Source organism: Streptomyces sp. NBC_00162, assembly GCF_024611995.1.
In the GTDB taxonomy this organism is placed as follows: Bacteria; Actinomycetota; Actinomycetes; order Streptomycetales; family Streptomycetaceae; genus Streptomyces.
This window is the reverse complement of sequence record NZ_CP102509.1, coordinates 4826078-4844162: the sequence shown is the minus strand read 5'-3', so window position 1 is coordinate 4844162 and position 18085 is coordinate 4826078. Positions and strand designations below refer to the sequence as shown.

The following is an 18085-nucleotide window of genomic DNA, read 5'->3' as shown; positions in this document are numbered from 1 at the left end:
CGGTAACTGCTACTTGGTGAGAAGGCCCTTGGACTCCAGGTAGGCCTTGGCGACGTCCGCCGGCTTGGCGCGCTCGGCGTCCACCTTGCGGTTCAGGTCGACGAGGTCGGCCGTCGTGAGCGCCTTGGTCAGCTTGTCGAGCGCGGCCGCGACCTCGGGGGCGCCCGCGTCCTTGGCGTTGACCACGGGAAGCACGTTGTCGGCGTTCTGGAGCTTCTTGTCGTCCTCGAGCAGGACCAGGCCGTAGCTGTCGAGCGTGGCGTCGGTGGTGGTGGTCAGCACCAGCTGGTCCGCGCCGTCCTTCACCGCCTGCTTGGCCTGCGGGGTGCCGACGCCCTTGGGGTCAATACCGGAAACCTGGATTCCGTAAGTCTTCGTCAGTCCGGGAGCGCAGAAGGGGCGGACGGCGCATTCGTCACCCGCCGCGATCTTCACCTTCAGTCCGGACTTCCCAAGATCGGAAAGCGACTTCAGGTTGTTCTTCTGGGCGAATTCCTTGGTCACCGCGAAGGCGTTCTGGTCGACCGCCCCGCCGGCGGGCAGCGCCTTCAGGCCGAGCGGCGCCGCGAGCTTCTCCAGGCCCGCCACCGTCGCCGCCACGTCGCTCGAGGCGACCGGCTTCTCCTCCGGCGCCTTGGGGCCGTTCACCTTGGCGTTCAGGAACTCCGCGAGGGTGGCCGCGTACTCCGGGACGACGTCGATCTCGCCCTTCTCCAGCGACGGTTCGTACAGCTCGCGGTTGTTGACCGTCTTGATCGACGTGCTGTAACCCGCGTCCTTGAGGACCTGCGCGTACAGCTCGGCCAGCACGTTGGACTCGGTGAACCCGGCCGCGCCGATCACCAGGGCACCCTTGCCGCCCCCGGAGGAGGACGCGGCGGAGCCCGAGTCGCCGTCCTTGCTCTTCTCCAGGCTGTCGCCGCCGCACGCGGCCAGCGACACCGTCAGGGCGAGGCCGCCCAGGGACGCGCCGAGGACGCGCGTGGTCTTGCTCATGGAAGTTCTCCGTTCGAGGCGGGGGGAGGGGCGAGGGAAGGGGATCAGCCGGACGGCGCGTCCGCCGGTCGCGGCAGCAGCCGGTCCGCCGCCACCAGGACGCCCTCCACCAGCAGGGCCAGCGCCGCCACCAGCAGGGCGCCGGCGACGACCTGCGCGGTGTTGTAGGTGTTGAACCCGGCGGTGATGATCCGGCCGAGACCGCCCTGGCCGACCATCGCCGCGATCGTGGCCGTGGCGATGACCTGGACGGCGCCCGAGCGCAGGCCGGTCATGACCAGGCGGCGGGCGAGCGGCAGCTCCACCCGGAAGAAGAGCTGGCCGCCGGACATGCCCATGCCCCGGGCGGCCTCCACCACCGAGCGGTCCACCTCGCGCATGCCGACGTACGCGTTCGTCAGCAGCGGCGGTATGGCGAACAGCACGAGCGCGGCGATGGTGGGCAGATAGCCCGCGTTGCGCAGCGGAGAGACCATGAACAGGGCCAGCACCGCGAAGACGGGCACGGCGCGGCCGATGTTGGAGACGTTGACGGCCAGGGCGCCGCCCTTGCCGAGGTGGCCGAGGAACAGCCCGACGGGCAGTGCCAGCGCGCAGGCGATCGCGAGGGCGATCCCGCTGACGTAGACGTGCTCGCCCAGCCGGTGCCAGACACCGCTCTCCCCCGACCAGTTGGCGCCGTTCGCCAGCCAGCCCCCGGCCTCTCCCAGTACGCCCATCACCTCAGGCCTCCTTCACGGACCGGGCGGACCGGCCGGATCGGACGGATCGGACGGATCGGGGGGCAGGTGCGGTACGGGTCCACGGCGTGAGCAGCCGCTGTACGCCGAGCAGCAGCAGGTCGGCCACGAGCGCGAGCAGCACGCACAGCACCGAGGCGGTGAGCACCTGGGCCTTGAAGGAGCTGTTCACGGCCGGGGCGATGAGATTGCCGAGGCCGCCCTTGCCGACGATGGAGCCCACCGTGGTCAGCGCGACCGTGGAGACGGTCGCGATCCGGACCCCGGCGAGCAGCGCGGGCAGCGCCAGCGGCAGTTCGACCTGCCACAGCAGCCGCCCGGGGCCGTACCCCATGCCGCGCGCGGCCTCCCGTACCTCCTCGGGGACGGCTTCCAGGCCGGCCAGCACGTTGCGGACCAGGATGGTCAGCGAGTACAGCACCAGACCGGTCACCACCAGCGATGCCGAGAGCCCGAACACGGGCAGCAGCAGGGAGAACATGGCGAGCGAGGGGACCGTGTAGAGCAGGGTGGTGAAGGCGAGCACGGGCGCCGCCCAGCGCCGGCCGCGGCGGGCCAGCAGGGCGAGCGGAAGGGACACGGCGATGCCGATGAGCACCGACACGCCTGTGATCCAGACATGTTCGAGGGTGGCGTCGGTGAGCTCCTGGGAGCGGGAGGAGACGTACTCCCAGCAGATCCAGTCGTTCGCCACCAGGCAGTTCTGCCCGGCCATGCTCCTCACCCCCTGCTACCGATCGCACGTCTTTCCGAAGACGCGGCCACGGGTGACCCTAACCCCCGGCACCGACAATGGCCTGAATCCTTCGCAGTCGCGTAACACTCTCCTAATAAACCCTTCGCCAAAGTGGCCGCGGGGTTAGGGGAGGATGGCGATGTGATCCGATTCGAGCATGTGACCAAGCGCTACCCCGACGGGACGACAGCCGTCGAGGACCTGTCCTTCGAGGTGGCGGAAGGCGAGCTGGTCACGCTCGTGGGACCGTCCGGCTGCGGCAAGACGACCACGATGAAAATGGTCAACCGCCTGATCGAGCCGACCTCCGGCCGGATCCTGCTCGGCGGCGAGGACATCTCCGCCGCCGACCCGGTCGAGCTGCGCCGCCGGATCGGGTACGTCATCCAGCAGGTCGGGCTCTTCCCGCACAAGACGGTGCTGGAGAACACGGCGACCGTGCCGCAGCTCATCGGCACCCCCAAGGCCAAGGCCCGCGCGCGGGCGGCGGAGCTGCTCGAACTGGTGGGACTGGACCCGGCCGTGTACGGGGGCCGGTACCCGCAGCAGCTGTCGGGCGGGCAGCGCCAGCGCGTCGGCGTGGCCCGCGCGCTCGCCGCCGATCCGCCGGTGCTGCTGATGGACGAGCCGTTCGGCGCGGTGGACCCGGTGGTGCGCGAGCGGCTGCAGAACGAGTTCCTGACACTGCAGAAGACGGTGCGCAAAACGATCCTGCTGGTCACCCACGACCTGGAGGAGGCGATCCGGCTCGGCGACCGCATAGCGGTCTACGGGGCGGGCACCATCGAGCAGTTCGCCAGCCCGGCGGCGGTGCTCGCCGCGCCGGCCACCGACTACGTGGCCTCCTTCGTCGGCGCCGACCGGGGGCTCAAGCGGCTCGCGGTCACCGCGGTCGGGGCGGCCGACCTGGCGGAGGCGGACGGCAGGTCCCCGGCCCCGGCGGCGGCCGTGGAACTGGGGGCGAGCCTGCGCGAGGCGCTGGCGGCCCTGCTCCAGGAGGACTCGGGCCGGATCGGGGTCACGGACCCGGACTCCGGCGAACTGGTCGGCGTACTGACCCCGGAAGGCGTCCACCGGGCCCTGCGCCGGGCCCAGCTGCAAGAGGCGTAGCGGCAGGAGACGCAGCGGCAGGAGGCACGGCCGCCGGAGGCAAAGCGAAAGGGCCCGACCGGAGTCGGGCCCTTCCCCCTGCTGCCACGCCGCCCGGCCGTCAGGCCTGGATGCGACCGCTCATCCACATCAGCATCGGCGGGATCTCACGGCGCCACGTGTTGAAGTTGTGGCCGCCGCTGTCGAGGATGATCGAGGAGACCCGGTCCGGGCCCTTGACCAGCTTGATGAACTTCTTGGTGTCGCCGAGGTTCGGCTCGCCCGTCTCGCTGCTGGTGACGAGGAAGGACGTACCGGTCGGCTTCTTGTTCTGGATGCTGTGCAGGACGTTCGCGCGCTGCTTCAGCTTGTCGTCCCCGCGGAACAGGTCGCCTGTCGTCGGGTCGTCGGGAGCCTCGTAGTACGCGGACAGACCCGCGGCGGCGCCGAAGGTCTGCGGGTAGTGCGCGGCGATCTTCAGGGCGCAGTAGCCGCCGGTCGAATTGCCGATGAAGCCCATGTTCTTGGGCTCCTTGCCCACCCGGAAGGTGTCCTGGATGGCCTGCGGCAGGTCCTCGCCGAAGAAGGTCTCGGTCTGCGGGCCGCCGGCTATGTCCACGCACTCGGTGTCACGCGGCGGCGCCACGGTCGGCCGCAGCATGACCAGGATCATCGGCTTCATCTTGCCCGCCTTGGACAGGCTGAAGGCCTTCATGGGGTAGTCGAGCCCTTTGATCAGGTTCTCGGCGGTGCCCGGGTAGCCGGTCAGTACGATGGACGCCGGAAAGTTCTCGTCCTTGTGCTGCGGCTGGAAGTACTCCGGCGGGAGCCAGACGTAGCCGGGGCTCGTTATCTTCGACTTCTGCCCGGATATGGCAACCTTCAGGATCTGACCGCCCACTTGCGGCTTGCCGCCTCCGGGCACGTCCAGCTTCTGCTTGTCGATGACCTTGATGTCCTTGCTGCTCATCGAGTGGTCGACGACTTTGCCGATGGACGTCTCCTGGCCGAACAGGTCGGCCCAGGACCCGTAGAAGAGGAACGACTTGTTAGCCGCAAGACCCACAGCCGAGAACAGCGCCAGCTGGGTCGCCAGCAGGAGGCCGATCCGGCCGGCGAACGCGCGCCAGGTGCGGCCCGAGAGCTTCGGCCAGAACCAGACGGTGGCCGCGAAGAGCAGCACACCGGCGAGGACGGCCAGCGCCAGAACCGTATTACTGGTGAGACCCATGAGCAGTCAGTCGACTTTCTGATGGCAGGACTGGAAATTTCCGACGGAAGAGTGAACCCGCTCCCCGTCGATGTCGTCCTAATGGACGCACCACACACCCCGGAGGCTGTCGCGGCCTTCGGCCACATGATCTCTCGCGGAGCAACGGGAAGCGATGTCTAGCAGGATAGATGGCGATAAGTCCGGACAGGTTCCGAAGCGGGTCCGCCGAATCCTCCGCGGGCCACGACCGGAGACCGTGCCCGGCCTCGTAGGTACGGCCGTCATGATCGTCGGCCTTCTGGACGTCGCGGCGGGCGTCTTCCCGCGGTTCCGGCACAGCCGGTTCCACGCCGTCACCGAGGTGCTGCCCGGTTCCCTGGGCCCCTTCGCGGCAGCCATGTCCATCAGCGCGGGCGTGCTGCTCCTGCTGCTCGCCCACGGCCTCAAGCGCCACAAGCGGCGGGCCTGGCGGGCCGCCGTGGTGCTGCTGCCCGCGGGCGCCGTGGCGCAGTTCACCTACCGGCACTCGGTCATCGGCGTGGTCATCGCGGCGGTGCTCCTCGCCCTGCTCCTGCGGCACCAGGGTGAATTCAAGGCCCTGCCCGACCCGCGCAGCCGCTGGAAGGCGCTCGCGAACTTCGTGCTGATGAGCGCCGGTTCCATCGGCCTCGGCCTGGTCATCGTCAACGTCCACCCGGGCAAGGTCGTCGGCAACCCCGGCCTGTACGAGCAGATCACGCACGTGGTCTACGGACTCTTCGGCTTCGAGGGCCCCGTCGACTACGCCGGCCGGGTCTCCTGGACCGTCGGGTACTCCCTCGGCGCCCTCGGCATGCTGACCGCGCTCACCACCATCTACCTGGCCTTCCGCCCCGAGCACCCGGCCGCGCGGCTCACCGCGGACGACGAGGGCAAGCTGCGCGAGCTCCTCGCCAGGCACGGCGGCCGCGACTCCCTCGGCCACTTCGCGCTCCGCCGCGACAAGGCCGTCGTCTTCTCCCCCAGCGGCAAGGCCGCCGTCACCTACCGCGTCGTCTCCGGCGTGATGCTCGCCTCCGGCGACCCCATCGGCGACGTCGAGGCCTGGCCCGGCGCCATCGAGCGGTTCATGGAGGAGGCCAAGGCCCACTCCTGGACCCCGGCCGTAATGGGATGCAGCGAGACCGGCGGCGAGGTCTGGACCCGCGAGACCGGCCTGGACGCGCTGGAGCTGGGTGACGAGGCGATTGTCGATGTCAAAGACTTCTCCCTGTCGGGCCGCGCCATGCGCAATGTCCGCCAGATGGTGAAGCGCATCGAGCGCAACGGCTACACCACCAAGGTCCGCCGGGTCAGCGAGCTCACCGACACCGAGCTCGAGCAGGTACGCGGCGCCGCCGAGGCCTGGCGCGGCACCGACACCGAGCGCGGCTTCTCCATGGCACTGGGCCGGGTCGGCGACCCGGGCGACGGCGACTGCTTCATCGCCACCGCCCACCGCGTCGAGGAGGGCGACACCAGCCCCTTCGGCGACCTGAAGGCCGTCCTGCACTTCGTCCCGTGGGGCTCCGACGGCATGTCGCTGGAGCTGATGCGCCGCGACCGCGCCGCCGACCCCGGCATGAACGAACTGCTGATCGTGGCCTCCCTGGAAGCCGCCCCCTCGCTGAAGATCGAGAAGGTCTCGCTGAACTTCGCGATGTTCAGCTCGGCCCTCGCCCGCGGCGAGAAGATCGGCGCCGGCCCCGTGCTGCGGATGTGGCGGAACCTTCTGGTCTTCCTGTCCCGCTGGTTCCAGATCGAGTCGCTGTACAAGTTCAACGCGAAGTTCCGCCCCCGCTGGGAGCCCCGCTTCGTCGTCTTCCGCACCACCCGCGACCTGCCCCGCATCGGTTTCGCCGCCATGCAGGCCGAGGGCTTCGTCACGCTGGCACTGCCCCGGCTCTTCGCCAGCCGCCGCCGCCCCAAGCCCGTCCGCACCTGCACGCACAACCACATGACGGCGGTCCCCAAGCAGGCCGAACGCGAGGTCCAGGCCGCGTAAGCGCCCGTGGTCCGACTATGGCCCCGGCAGCCCGAGAGGCGCCGGGGCCCTGCCGTATCCAGGTCAGCCCTACCCTTGGACCTATGAACACCAAGCGCGGAGCCACCGGCAGGGGCCGGGTCGCAGGTCTGCCGGACTGGGACCGCTGCGGGGTCATGGGCGTCGTCAACGTCACCCCCGACTCCTTCTCCGACGGCGGCCGCTGGTTCGACACCACCGCGGCCGTCAAACGGGGCCTCGACCTCGTCGCCCAGGGCGCCGACCTCGTGGACGTCGGCGGCGAATCCACCCGGCCCGGCGCCTCCCGCGTCGACGAGGAAGAGGAGCTGCGCCGGGTCGTCCCCGTGGTGCGCGGCCTCGCCTCCGAGGGCGTCACCGTCTCCGTGGACACCATGCGCGCCTCCGTCGCCGCCCGGGCCGTCGCCGCCGGCGCACTCCTGGTCAACGACGTCAGCGGCGGGCTCGCCGACCCCGGGATGATCCCGGCGGTCGCCGCCGCCGAGGTGCCCTTCGTGGTGATGCACTGGCGCGGCTTCAGCGACGGCATGAACAGCCTCGCCGTCTACGAGGACGTGCTCGCCGAGGTCACCGCCGAGCTCCGGGCCCGGATCGACGCGGTCGTGGCCGGCGGAATCGCCCCCGAGCGGCTCCTCGTCGACCCCGGCCTCGGCTTCGCCAAGAACGCCGAACACGACCTCGCCCTCGTCGCCCACCTGCCCGAGCTGCGCGCCCTCGGCTTCCCGCTGCTGGTCGCCGCCTCGCGGAAGCGTTTCCTCGGCCGGGTCCTGGCCGGCGCGGCCGACGCCGCCCCGCCGCCCGCCCGCGAGCGCGACGCCGCCACGGCCGCCGTCTCCGCCATCGCCGCCCACCAGGGCGCCTGGGCCGTACGGGTCCACGAGGTACGGGCGACCGCGGACGCGGTTCGGGTGGCCCGGGCCGTGGAAGGAGCGCTGTGACCACCGACCGAGAAGGAGCCCTGTGAGCAGAACCGACATCGAAGCGGTCGAAGAGGTCAACACGGCCTTCTACGAGGCCATGGAGCGGGGGGACTTCGACTCACTGTCGGCGCTCTGGCTCGATGACGAGATCTCCTGCGTGCACCCGGGATGGCCGGTGCTCTCGGGCCGCGGCGAGGTGCTGCGCTCGTACGCGCTGATCATGTCCCACACCGACTACATCCAGTTCTTCCTCACCGACATCAAGGTGGCCGTCATCGGCGACACCGCCCTGGTGACCTGTACGGAGAACATCCTCAGCGGCGGCCCCGCCGAGGACGGCGGGGAGCTCGGCCCGCTCGTAGGCCAGCTGGTCGTCGCCACGAATGTGTTCCGACGCACATCCGAGGGCTGGCGGCTCTGGTCCCACCACGGTTCACCGGTGCTCACGGAGTCCGACGAGGACGAGGAGGAGGACGCCTCCTGACCCCTCCGGCAGGGTCCGAGGTGTTTCGCAGGTAAATTCGAAGACGGACGACGCCGACCGCACTCGGCGTAGGCCCATGGCCCCGGGGAGTCCCGGGACCGGAAGAACCTACGAAAGCAGGAGTGATTCGCGTGGATCGTGTCGCGCTGCGCGGCCTCAAGGCTCGCGGGCACCACGGCGTCTTCCCCCGGGAGCGCGAGGAGGGCCAGACTTTCATCGTCGACCTGGTGCTGCACCTCGACACCCGCCCTGCGGCGGCCGGAGACGACCTGGCGAAGACCGTGCACTACGGGGTCGTCGCCGAGGAGGTCGTCGACGTGGTCCAGGGAGAGCCGGTCGACCTGATCGAAACCCTTGCCGAGCGGATCGCCCAGCAGTGCCTCAAGCACGAAGCGGTGGCTGAGGTGGAGGTCGTCGTCCACAAGCCGGACGCGCCCATCACCGTCCCCTTCGACGACGTGACCATCACGATCACCCGGAGCCGCGCATGAACAACGGACTGAACGCACAGAGCGACCCCACCGTCCAGCCGGTACCCGCCTCGGTCGTCGAGAAGGTCGACGCGGCGGACGTCACCCTGTCCAACCCCAAATGGGCCGTGATCGCGCTCGGCGCGAACCTCGGCAACCGGCTGGAGACCCTGCAGGGCGCCATCGACGCCCTCGGCGACACCCCGGGCCTGCGGGTCAAGGCCGTCTCCCCCGTCTACGAGACCGAGCCGTGGGGCGTCGAGCCCGGCTCGCAGCCCGCGTACTTCAACGCGGTCGTCAAGGTGCGGACCACGCTGCCCCCGTCCTCGCTCCTGGAGCGCGGCCAGGCCATCGAAGAGGCCTTCGACCGCGTCCGCGAGGAACGCTGGGGCCCCCGCACGATCGACGTCGACATCATCTCGTACGCCGAGGTGGTCTCCGAGGACCCCGTCCTCACCCTCCCGCACCCGCGCGCCCACCAGCGCGCCTTCGTGCTGGCCCCCTGGCACGACATCGACCCCGAGGCCCAGCTCCCGGGCCACGGCGGCGTCGACGCGCTCCTGGCCGGAATCGGCCGCACCGGCATCACGCCGCGCCCCGACCTGGAACTCCGCCTGCCCGAGTAATCGTTACCCTGTGGACTGCCTGACGGATCAGTGCGGAAAGCGGGGAACGGGCACGTGAAGCAACTGAGGCCGGGGGTTCTGGCGGGGATCTTCGTCGTCGCCGGGATCCTGTCCTGGGCGGGTGCCCGCCTGTGGAACGCGTACGGCACCCTGCCGGGCGTTCCGCTGGCCGCGCCGATCGTGCTGGGCGTCATCGCCGCGATCCTGCTCGCGACGGCACTGTCGATGCGCTCCCGCCTCAAGGCCCAGCGCGAGCGGCGGCCGGGGGCCAAGGGCGTGGAGCCGCTGATGGCGGCCCGCGCGGTGGTCTTCGGCCAGGCGAGCGCCCTGGTCGCGGCCCTCGTCGCGGGCGCGTACGGCGGCGTGGGCGTCTTCCTGCTGACCGACTCCCTCGACGTCCCCGCCCGCCGCGACCAGGCCTGGTACGCCGCCTTCTCGGTCCTGGCGGGCGCGGCGGTCATCGCCGCCGCCCTCTTCCTGGAACACGTCCTGAAGCTCCCGGAGGACGACGACCCGGGCAAAGCCCCCGCGACGGCCGCCTAGGGCGTGTTTTAGAACTGGGGTCCGTGTCTCGCCTCGTGCCGTGATGATCTCGGTGTGGGGCGAGGGGATCTTTCAGATGACCAGTGGGCTTTGCTGGAGCCGTTGTTGCCGGTCACGGTGCTGGGCAGGCCGTCGGTCGGCCGGCGGCGGTTGATCGACGGGATCCGCTGGCGTGTGCGGACCGGGGCCCCGTGGCGGGATCTGCCACCCGAGTACGGTCCGTGGCAGACGGTCTACGGGCTCTTCCGTCGCTGGTAGCGTGCTGGTGTCTGGTCGGCGGTCCTGACCGGGCTGCAGGCCCGGGCGGACGCCGCCGGCTTGATCACCTGGGACGTGAACGTCGACTCCACGATCTGCCGGGTCCATCAGCACGCCGCCGGCGCCCGGCGGGACAGCCAAGCCCAGAAGGAACCGCCCGGCGGCAACCGGGCCGAACCGGACGATCACGGCCTGGGCCGGTCCCGCGGGGGCTGGACCACGAAGATTCACCTGGCCTGCGAACAGGGACAGAGGCCGTTATCGCTGCTGATCACAGCAGGTCAGCGGGGAGACAGCCCGCAGTTCACGGCCGTGCTGGAAGCCATCCGGGTTCCCCGCATCGGGCTGGGCCGACCCCGAGTTCGTCCGTTGCGGGTGCGAGGAGACAAGGCCTATTCATCACGCGCCAACCGTGCGTATCTGCGTCGACGCGGGATCCGCTGCACGATCCCGGAACCTGCCGATCAGGCGGGCCACCGCAAGCGCCGGGGGACGGTCGGCGGGCGGCCTCCGGCCTTCGACCGCGAGGACTACAAGGCCCGGCACGCGGTCGAGTGCGGCATCAACCGACTCAAGCGGAACCGGGCGGTGGCCACCCGGTTCGACAAGCTCGCGGTCCGTTTCGAAGCCACCGTCCTCATCGCCGCGATCAACGAATGGCTGTGACCTGCCGGGAGTGTCGGTCCCGCGTGTCATTCTGGCCGCGATCAGGTCAGCAGGTTGAGGGGAGACAGGGCCGATGGGGGCTGCGTACTACCGGGCCGAGAGTGAGAGCGGCGACCACATCGAGGACCCGTCCGAGGACGCGCTGTTCATGCTGATCGACGACCTCAACGACTCGGACAACACCTTCGTCGTCATCCAGCCCGACGAAGACGACCCTCTCTGGTTCACCTCGGTCACGGTCCTGGACGGAGGCGGCTACGAGGTCGTCCGACGCGACACCACCCGCCGCGAACACGACGTCGTCACCGAGACCAGCATCGACCGGATCGCCCGCGACCTCACCATCTGGATGGCTGCCCGCGACTTTCCCGGACGGCCCACCCAGGACTCCAGCAACTTCTAAAACACGGCCTAGGTGTGTTGTCCCGGGACGTTGGTGACACGCGTGCTGGGTTCTTGAAATGGGTGAGGGCCTCCGGGTTCGGTGTGGATTGCGACATCTGCACCGATCCGAGGAGGCCCTCGTGGTCCACCGTAATGCCCCGCTGACCGAGACCGGACGACTGCGCCTGGCGCGTTGTGTCGTGGACGACGGCTGGCCCGTGCGGCGGGCAGCGGAACGTTTCCAGGTCAGCCACACCACCGCGGCCCGCTGGGCCGGCCGCTACCGCACGCTGGGCGTCGCCGGAATGAGTGACCGGACCAGTCGCCCCCACCACCAGCCCGCCCGGACACCGGCCACGGTCGAGGAACACGTCCTGCGACTGCGGCGCGAACACCGCATCGGCCCCCTGCGGCTGGCCGCCCGCTGCGGGATCGCGCCCTCCACCGCCCACCGCATCCTGATGCGCCACGGCCTGCCGCCACTGGCCACCCTGGACCGCGCCACCGGCGAGCCCGTCCGCCGCTACGAACGGCAGCGGCCCGGCGAACTCGTCCACATCGACGTCAAGAAACTCGGCCGGATCCCCGACGGCGGCGGCCACCAGGCCCTCGGCCGCGCCGAGGGCCGCCGCAACAAGACCGGCGCGGGCTGGGCCTACCTTCACACCGCCCTCGACGACCACACCCGCCTCGCCTACACCGAAGACCTCCCCGACGAGACCGCCCCCACCTGCGCCGCCTTCCTGGCCCGGGCCACCGCCTGGTTCGCGTCCCTGGGCATCACCGTCGAACGCGTCCTGACCGACAACGCCTGGGCCTACAGCAAGAACACCTGGCGTCAGACCTGCAGTGATCTGGGCATCAGCCCCCGCTGGACCAGGCCCTGGCGGCCGCAGACCAACGGCAAGGTCGAACGCTTCCACCGCACCCTGCTCGAGGAATGGGCCTACCAGCGGCCCTACACCTCAGATCACCAGCGCCAGGAAGCGTTCACCGACTGGATCGACTGGTACAACTACCACCGACCCCACACCGGCATCCAAGGCCAAACACCCGCCAGCCGCGTCACCAACCTGCCCGGACAACACACCTAGGCCGTCACCCGGGGGCCCGGACCAGGTGCCCGTTCACCAGGAAGCCGGGGTGAGGGTCGAGGCGGTAGGTGTACAGCGTGAACGGCTTGGCACCGGTGGCGGTGTGGGGCCGGACCTCGGACACCTCTGCCGTATGCCGCTCCACGAGGTGCATGGGGTGCTCCTCCTCGGCGAAGGTGCCACGCCGCTGCCAACGGTCCGTGACCACCAGCTGCGACGCCTTCCCGATCAGTGGCGTGAAGCGGGCTCCGATGATCGTGGCCAGCTCCGCCAGGAAGGGCACATTGCGCTGGTGACCGTCCGTCCCTGCCAGTGCTTGTGCCGGAAGCCGTCGCCGTCCACGTATCCGTCCAGGAAGCCCTCGAAGGTGGCGAGGTCCTTGAGAACGACGCGAGGAAACCCTGCCGCATGTGGTGGGCATCGCCTCCGGCGTACTGCCGTAGGGCGTCCGCGACGTACGAGGAGACCACGCGTACCCGGAATCCCGGAAGATCACGCTGTAAGTAGCCGGACGGCCTCGTGACGGGCTCCAGCCGCGCGGGCAGACCGGTGGCCGCGGTCAGGCATTTCGCATACTTGCCCGCGAAGTCCTCGTCATTGACGATCAGGGACACGTAGTTCTTGCCGACAGTGCCGTCGGCACAGGTGGCACCCACCCAGTAGCCGAACTCGTAGCCGGGCCGCATCGTCGGACGCACGCGACACAGCTTTCGCGGCGGAGTCCACGCCACAACGCTGCCCGCGGCAACCCGGGCCTGGATCCACCCGTCGACGGTGTTCAATAACTGGTCCGGCGCCACGGTGAACGTCTGCCGGTCCGTTACGACATCCACGACCTCGCGGGCTTTTACGGCCATCACATCCAGAACGGCCGTGTGCACGGTCCGGTCGCCCTCCAAGGTCCACAGCCGGTCGCCCACGCAGAGTGTTCTCGCCTGAGCGACCCCGTCGACCCCATTCACGATCTGCTTGCTCGGCAGCCCACCCATCCCGCCCCCCTGATCAAGAGATATCCCCTGATCTACGACGCTATCGGGCGGGTCTGACAATCCGGTTAGCGAGCCATGATCAGGGACATGGCCTCGTTGCGGGTGGCGGGGTCGCGGAGCTGGCCGCGGACCGCCGAGGTGATGGTCTTCGCGCCGGGCTTGCGGACCCCGCGCATGGTCATGCACATGTGCTCGCACTCGATGACCACGATGGCCCCGCGCGGGTCCAGGATCTCCATCAGGGAGTCCGCTATCTGCGTGGTCAGCCGCTCCTGCACCTGAGGGCGGCGGGCGAACACGTCCACCAGGCGGGCCAGCTTCGACAGACCGGTGATCTTGCCGTCGGTGGAGGGGATGTAGCCGACGTGGGCTACACCATGAAATGGGACCAAATGATGTTCACATGAACTCATGACCTCGATGTCCTTCACCAGGACCATCTCGTCGTGGCCGAGGTCGAACGTCGTCGTCAGGACTTCTTCGGGCTTCTGGTAGAGGCCGGCGAATATCTCCTTGTACGCCCGCGCCACGCGCGCCGGGGTCTCCAGAAGGCCCTCGCGGTCCGGGTCCTCGCCGACCGCGATGAGGAGCTCACGGACCGCCGCCTCGGCGCGCTTCTCGTCGAACACGCCGATCGTGCCCTCGTCGCCGGTCAGGGTCACTGGGTCCGTCATTGCTTCCTCGTTCCTGTGAAAAGTGCCGCGCCCCCCAGGCTAGAACCTGGGGGGCGCGGCTTCCATTCCGGGTGGATCAGACTTCGGGGCGGTCCTCAGGGGCCACCTCGATGCCCTTCTCCGTGGAGACCGGCGTGACGGCGGTGGTCGCCGACGTGCCGTTCGCCGAGTTCGTCAGCTGGAGCTCCTTGGGAGAGAGCACCGGCGGACGGGTGGAGGGGGTGCGGCGGGAGGAGCCGGTCCACGCGGGGCGGGCCGGACGCTTCACGATCGTGGAGAAGATCTCGGCGATCTGCTCCTTGTTCAGCGTTTCCTTCTCCAGCAGCGCGAGGACCAGGTTGTCGAGAACGTCGCGGTTCTCGACGAGGATCTCCCAGGCCTCGTTGTGCGCGGTCTCGATGAGCTTCTTGACCTCTTCGTCGACCAGCGCCGCGACCTCCTCCGAGTAGTCCCGGGGGTGCGCCATCTCGCGGCCCAGGAACGGCTCGGTGTTGTCGCCGCCGAACTTGATCGCACCGAGACGCTCGGTCATGCCGTACTGCGTGACCATGGCCCGCGCCGTGGCGGTGGCCTTCTCGATGTCGTTCGCCGCGCCCGTGGTCGGGTCGTGGAAGACCAGCTCCTCGGCCGCGCGCCCGCCCAGCATGTAGGCCAGCTGGTCGAGCATCTCGTTGCGCGTGGTCGAGTACTTGTCCTCGTCGGGCAGGACCATGGTGTAGCCCAGTGCCCGGCCGCGGGACAGGATCGTGATCTTGTGGACCGGGTCGGAGTTCGGGGAAGCCGCCGCGACCAGGGCGTGTCCGCCCTCGTGGTACGCGGTGATCTTCTTTTCCCGGTCCGACATGATCCGGGTCCGCTTCTGCGGGCCCGCCACGACGCGGTCGATCGCCTCGTCCAGCGAGTGGTTGTCGATCAGCTTCTTGTCCGAGCGGGCCGTGAGGAGCGCGGCCTCGTTCAGGACGTTGGAGAGATCGGCACCGGTGAAGCCGGGCGTACGACGGGCGACTGCGCCCAGGTCGACGTCCGGGGCGACCGGCTTGCCCTTCTGGTGAACCTTGAGGATCTCCAGACGGCCCTGCATGTCGGGACGGTCGACCGCGATCTGCCGGTCGAAGCGGCCCGGGCGCAGGAGCGCCGGGTCGAGGATGTCGGGACGGTTCGTGGCGGCGATCAGGATGACCCCGCCCTTCACGTCGAAGCCGTCCATCTCGACCAGCAGCTGGTTGAGGGTCTGCTCGCGCTCGTCGTGACCGCCGCCGAGACCCGCACCGCGGTGCCGGCCGACGGCGTCGATCTCGTCGACGAAGACGATCGCCGGGGCGTTGGCCTTGGCCTGCTCGAACAGGTCGCGGACACGCGAGGCACCGACGCCGACGAACATCTCGACGAAGTCGGAACCGGAGATCGAGTAGAAGGGGACACCGGCCTCGCCCGCGACGGCTCGCGCGAGCAGGGTCTTACCGGTGCCGGGCGGGCCGTACAGCAGCACGCCCTTGGGGATCTTGGCGCCGACGGCCTGGAACTTCGCCGGCTCCTGGAGGAACTCCTTGATCTCGTGGAGTTCCTCGACGGCCTCGTCCGCGCCCGCCACATCGGAGAACGTGGTCTTCGGGGTGTCCTTGGTGATGAGCTTGGCCTTGGACTTCCCGAAGTTCATGACCCGGGAGCCGCCGCCCTGCATCTGGTTCATCAGGAACAGGAAGACAACGACGATGAGGACGAAGGGCAGGAGCGAGAGCAGCACGCTCAGGAACGGGCTGGTCTTGTCCGGAGTGACGGAGTATCCGTCCGGGATCTGACCGGCTTCGTACTTGGTCTGGAGGTTCTGGGCGAGCTGGACGCCCTGATCCCCGATGTAGTTGGCCTGGAACTTGGTGCCGTCGTGCTTGCCGAGCTTCTGGCCTTGGGCCAGCTCGATCTTGATCATCTGGCTGTCGCCGGTGGTCAGCTTCGCTGTCTCCACCTGGCCACTGTTGATCGCCTTGATGACCTCGCTGGTGTCCACCGACTTGTAGCCGCCGCCGGAGCCGACGACATTCATCAACACGACCACGGCGAGGACGGCCAGCACGATCCACATGACCGGCCCACGGAAGTATCGCTTCACGTCCATCCATACGGGGCGCCAGGCACCCCGTCCCTCCTGCCCGTAGGTAAATGCTGCTGTGAGTAAAGACTGTTCTTCGGAATGTACCCCTGTATTGTCACCCGCGGCCTCGTGGGACGGCTGACAGACCCGCCTTCCCCTGCTCCAACGGCGGGAATCGTTCCAGGGTTCCCCTGTCGGGGCAGCCGGTTCGGCCGCCCCCGTCGAGGACTGTCTCAGCCGCCGTAGACGTGCGGGGCGAGCGTGCCGACGAACGGCAGGTTGCGGTACTTCTCCGCGTAGTCGAGGCCGTAGCCGACGACGAACTCGTTCGGGATGTCGAAGCCGACCCACTTCACGTCGATCGCGACCTTCGCGGCGTCGGGCTTGCGCAGCAGCGTGACGACCTCGAGGGAGGCCGGCTGGCGCGAGCCCAGGTTCGACAGCAGCCAGGACAGCGTCAGGCCGGAGTCGATGATGTCCTCGACGATCAGGACGTGCTTGTCCTTGATGTCGGTGTCCAGGTCCTTGAGGATCCGCACCACTCCGGAGGACTGGGTCCCGGCGCCGTACGAGGACACCGCCATCCAGTCCATGGTGAGCGGGGTGGACAAGGCACGCGCCAGGTCCGCCATCACCATCACCGCGCCCTTGAGGACGCCGACGATGAGCAGGTCCTTGCCCGCGTACTCCGCGTCGATCTTCGCGGCCAGCTCGGCCAGCTTCGCGTCGATCTCTTCCTTGGTGATGAGCACCGACTGGAGGTCGTCGCCCATGTCCTTCTCGTCCACCCGCATCACTTTCGTTGTCGACCGGGGCTCCGGGGATGCCCCCGGAGGACTCAGCCGTGTTTCAGCACCAATCAGCCCTGCCGGATGACCAGTCTGCCACCCTGCCGCTGGGCCTCGACCCGGCCGGGCAGGTTGATGGCGCCCTGACCGCGCCATCCGGTGATGAGGCGGTCGACTTCCTCGATGTGGCGGGCGAAGAGGGAGCCCGCGGGGGAACCGGCGGCGACCACGGCCCTGCGCAGCACCCGGCGGCGGACGGCGGGGGGCAGGGCGTACAGCTTGGCGCACTCCAGACGGCCGTCCTCGTCCCGTACGCCGGTCTCCGCCTCGGCGGCCCAGGCGTCCAGGGCGTCGGCGTCGTCGCGGGAGAGCTGGGCGGTGCGGGCCAGTGCCTCGACGACCCCCTTGCCCAGCGCCTTCTCCAGGGCGGGCAGTCCCTCGTGGCGCAGGCGGGAGCGGGTGTAGGCGGGGTCGATGTTGTGCGGGTCGTCCCAGACGGGGAGGGACTGGACCATGCAGGCCTTGCGGGCGGTCTGCCGGTCGACCTGGAGGAAGGGGCGGCGGTAGCGGTGGCTGCGGCCCGAGAGCCCGGGACCGCCCGAGACTTCCGGCATCCCGGACAGGGAGCGGATGCCGGAGCCGCGGGCGAGGCCCAGCAGGACGGTTTCGGCTTGATCGTCCCGGGTGTGGCCGAGCAGCACGGCGGTGGCGCCCAGCCGGTCGGCGGCCTCGTCCAGGGCGCCGTAGCGGGCGTCGCGTGCGGCGGCCTCGGGTCCGCCGTCGCGGCCGACGCGCACGGCGACGGACTCCACCGGGTCGAGGCCGAGGGCGGACATGCGGATGACGACCTCGGCGGCGCGGAGGTCGGAGCCGGGCTGGAGCCCGTGGTCGACGGTGATGCCGCCGGCCCGGATGCCGAGTTTGGGTGCCTCGAAGGCCAGGGCGGACGCGAGCGCCATGGAGTCGGCGCCGCCGGAGCAGGCGACGAGGACGAGTGGCGGGGTGCCGGCCGGGGTGCGGGGGGCGGCGCCGGGGGCCCGCCGGGACGGAGTGCGGGGGTGGTCGGTGAGATCGGTGAGGACGTCGTGGAGTGCGCGGCGGACCGCCAGGCGTATCGCCGCGACCGCAGGATGGGGACCCATGTCCGGTGCCCTTCGATGGAGTTCGGATGCCTCGGAGGCTTCGGGGTGTGGAGCGTTGGGGGGTGGAGCGTCGGGGGTGCTGCCGGGCGGCCCCCGCAGGGGCGGGTATGTCACTCAGAGTGCGTCGATGGTGACAGAGCCGA

Annotated in this window: 18 protein-coding genes and 1 pseudogene; 10 read left to right on the top strand and 9 right to left on the bottom strand. The window is 69.7% G+C overall.

The window, feature by feature from the left end; translation table 11 throughout:
* Positions 1–9: 9 nt before the first annotated feature.
* The 3 genes from JIW86_RS22605 to JIW86_RS22595 are packed head-to-tail and all read right to left on the bottom strand — an operon-like array spanning position 10 to position 2451.
* Positions 10–996, bottom strand: coding sequence for an ABC transporter substrate-binding protein (locus JIW86_RS22605; protein ID WP_257555663.1), 987 nt, complete (start codon positions 994–996; stop codon positions 10–12).
* Between the two features lie 44 nt (positions 997–1040).
* Entirely contained in the window at positions 1041–1715 is a 675-nt protein-coding gene (locus tag JIW86_RS22600) for an ABC transporter permease (RefSeq protein ID WP_215141581.1), read from the bottom strand.
* A 4-nt stretch (positions 1716–1719) separates the two neighbouring features.
* Positions 1720–2451: an ABC transporter permease gene (locus JIW86_RS22595; protein ID WP_257555662.1), complete on the bottom strand. Its 732-nt coding sequence runs from the start codon at positions 2449–2451 to the stop codon at positions 1720–1722.
* A 162-nt stretch (positions 2452–2613) separates the two neighbouring features.
* Between JIW86_RS22595 and JIW86_RS22590 the strand changes: the two genes are divergently transcribed.
* Positions 2614–3582 carry an ABC transporter ATP-binding protein gene (locus JIW86_RS22590; protein ID WP_257555661.1) on the top strand — a complete coding sequence of 323 codons (969 nt, stop codon included), beginning with the start codon at positions 2614–2616 and terminating at the stop codon, positions 3580–3582.
* Between the two features lie 100 nt (positions 3583–3682).
* Here JIW86_RS22590 and JIW86_RS22585 read toward each other — a convergent pair whose 3' ends face one another.
* The gene (locus tag JIW86_RS22585; RefSeq protein WP_257555660.1) at positions 3683–4792 is read right to left on the bottom strand and encodes an alpha/beta hydrolase; all 1110 of its coding nucleotides are present in this window, start codon (positions 4790–4792) and stop codon (positions 3683–3685) included.
* A gap of 154 nt (positions 4793–4946) precedes the next feature.
* On the opposite strand from JIW86_RS22585, the gene JIW86_RS22580 reads away from it, so the two are divergent.
* The 9 genes and pseudogenes from JIW86_RS22580 to JIW86_RS22540 all read left to right on the top strand — a co-directional run bounded on the left by JIW86_RS22580 (position 4947) and on the right by JIW86_RS22540 (position 12260).
* Positions 4947–6797 (top strand): phosphatidylglycerol lysyltransferase domain-containing protein, encoded by a 1851-nt coding sequence (locus JIW86_RS22580; protein WP_257555659.1) that lies wholly within the window; start codon positions 4947–4949, stop codon positions 6795–6797.
* Between the two features lie 83 nt (positions 6798–6880).
* On the top strand, positions 6881–7753 hold the full coding sequence (folP, locus tag JIW86_RS22575) for a dihydropteroate synthase (RefSeq protein WP_257555658.1): 873 nt from the start codon (positions 6881–6883) through the stop codon (positions 7751–7753).
* Positions 7754–7775: 22 nt separating this feature from the next.
* On the top strand, positions 7776–8219 hold the full coding sequence (locus JIW86_RS22570; RefSeq protein ID WP_215141593.1) for a nuclear transport factor 2 family protein: 444 nt from the start codon (positions 7776–7778) through the stop codon (positions 8217–8219).
* Between the two features lie 131 nt (positions 8220–8350).
* Entirely contained in the window at positions 8351–8710 is a 360-nt protein-coding gene (gene folB, locus JIW86_RS22565) for a dihydroneopterin aldolase (RefSeq protein ID WP_215141595.1), read from the top strand.
* Entirely contained in the window at positions 8707–9315 is a 609-nt protein-coding gene (folK, locus tag JIW86_RS22560) for a 2-amino-4-hydroxy-6-hydroxymethyldihydropteridine diphosphokinase (RefSeq protein ID WP_215141597.1), read from the top strand. Before folB ends, folK begins: the two co-directional genes overlap by 4 nt.
* Positions 9316–9369: 54 nt before the next feature.
* Positions 9370–9858 (top strand): DUF3180 domain-containing protein, encoded by a 489-nt coding sequence (locus JIW86_RS22555; protein WP_257555657.1) that lies wholly within the window; start codon positions 9370–9372, stop codon positions 9856–9858.
* A gap of 54 nt (positions 9859–9912) precedes the next feature.
* Positions 9913–10782: pseudogene (locus JIW86_RS22550) on the top strand (IS5 family transposase).
* A 73-nt stretch (positions 10783–10855) separates the two neighbouring features.
* Positions 10856–11185: a hypothetical protein gene (locus tag JIW86_RS22545; RefSeq protein WP_257552145.1), complete on the top strand. Its 330-nt coding sequence runs from the start codon at positions 10856–10858 to the stop codon at positions 11183–11185.
* 121 nt (positions 11186–11306) lie between these two features.
* On the top strand, positions 11307–12260 hold the full coding sequence (locus JIW86_RS22540) for an IS481 family transposase (protein WP_257553503.1): 954 nt from the start codon (positions 11307–11309) through the stop codon (positions 12258–12260).
* Positions 12261–12264: 4 nt separating this feature from the next.
* On the opposite strand, the gene JIW86_RS22535 is transcribed toward JIW86_RS22540, so the two are convergent.
* The 5 genes from JIW86_RS22535 to tilS form a co-directional block, all read right to left on the bottom strand.
* On the bottom strand, positions 12265–12543 hold the full coding sequence (locus JIW86_RS22535) for a hypothetical protein (protein ID WP_257555656.1): 279 nt from the start codon (positions 12541–12543) through the stop codon (positions 12265–12267).
* A 771-nt stretch (positions 12544–13314) separates the two neighbouring features.
* Positions 13315–13923 carry a GTP cyclohydrolase I FolE gene (folE, locus tag JIW86_RS22530; protein WP_215141601.1) on the bottom strand — a complete coding sequence of 203 codons (609 nt, stop codon included), beginning with the start codon at positions 13921–13923 and terminating at the stop codon, positions 13315–13317.
* Positions 13924–13999: 76 nt separating this feature from the next.
* Positions 14000–16036: an ATP-dependent zinc metalloprotease FtsH gene (gene ftsH, locus JIW86_RS22525; RefSeq protein ID WP_257555655.1), complete on the bottom strand. Its 2037-nt coding sequence runs from the start codon at positions 16034–16036 to the stop codon at positions 14000–14002.
* 209 nt (positions 16037–16245) lie between these two features.
* Positions 16246–16806, bottom strand: a complete 561-nt coding sequence (gene hpt / locus JIW86_RS22520; RefSeq protein WP_037794157.1) for a hypoxanthine phosphoribosyltransferase — start codon at positions 16804–16806, stop codon at positions 16246–16248.
* Between the two features lie 65 nt (positions 16807–16871).
* On the bottom strand, positions 16872–17942 hold the full coding sequence (tilS, locus tag JIW86_RS22515; RefSeq protein WP_257555653.1) for a tRNA lysidine(34) synthetase TilS: 1071 nt from the start codon (positions 17940–17942) through the stop codon (positions 16872–16874).
* Positions 17943–18085: the final 143 nt, after the last annotated feature.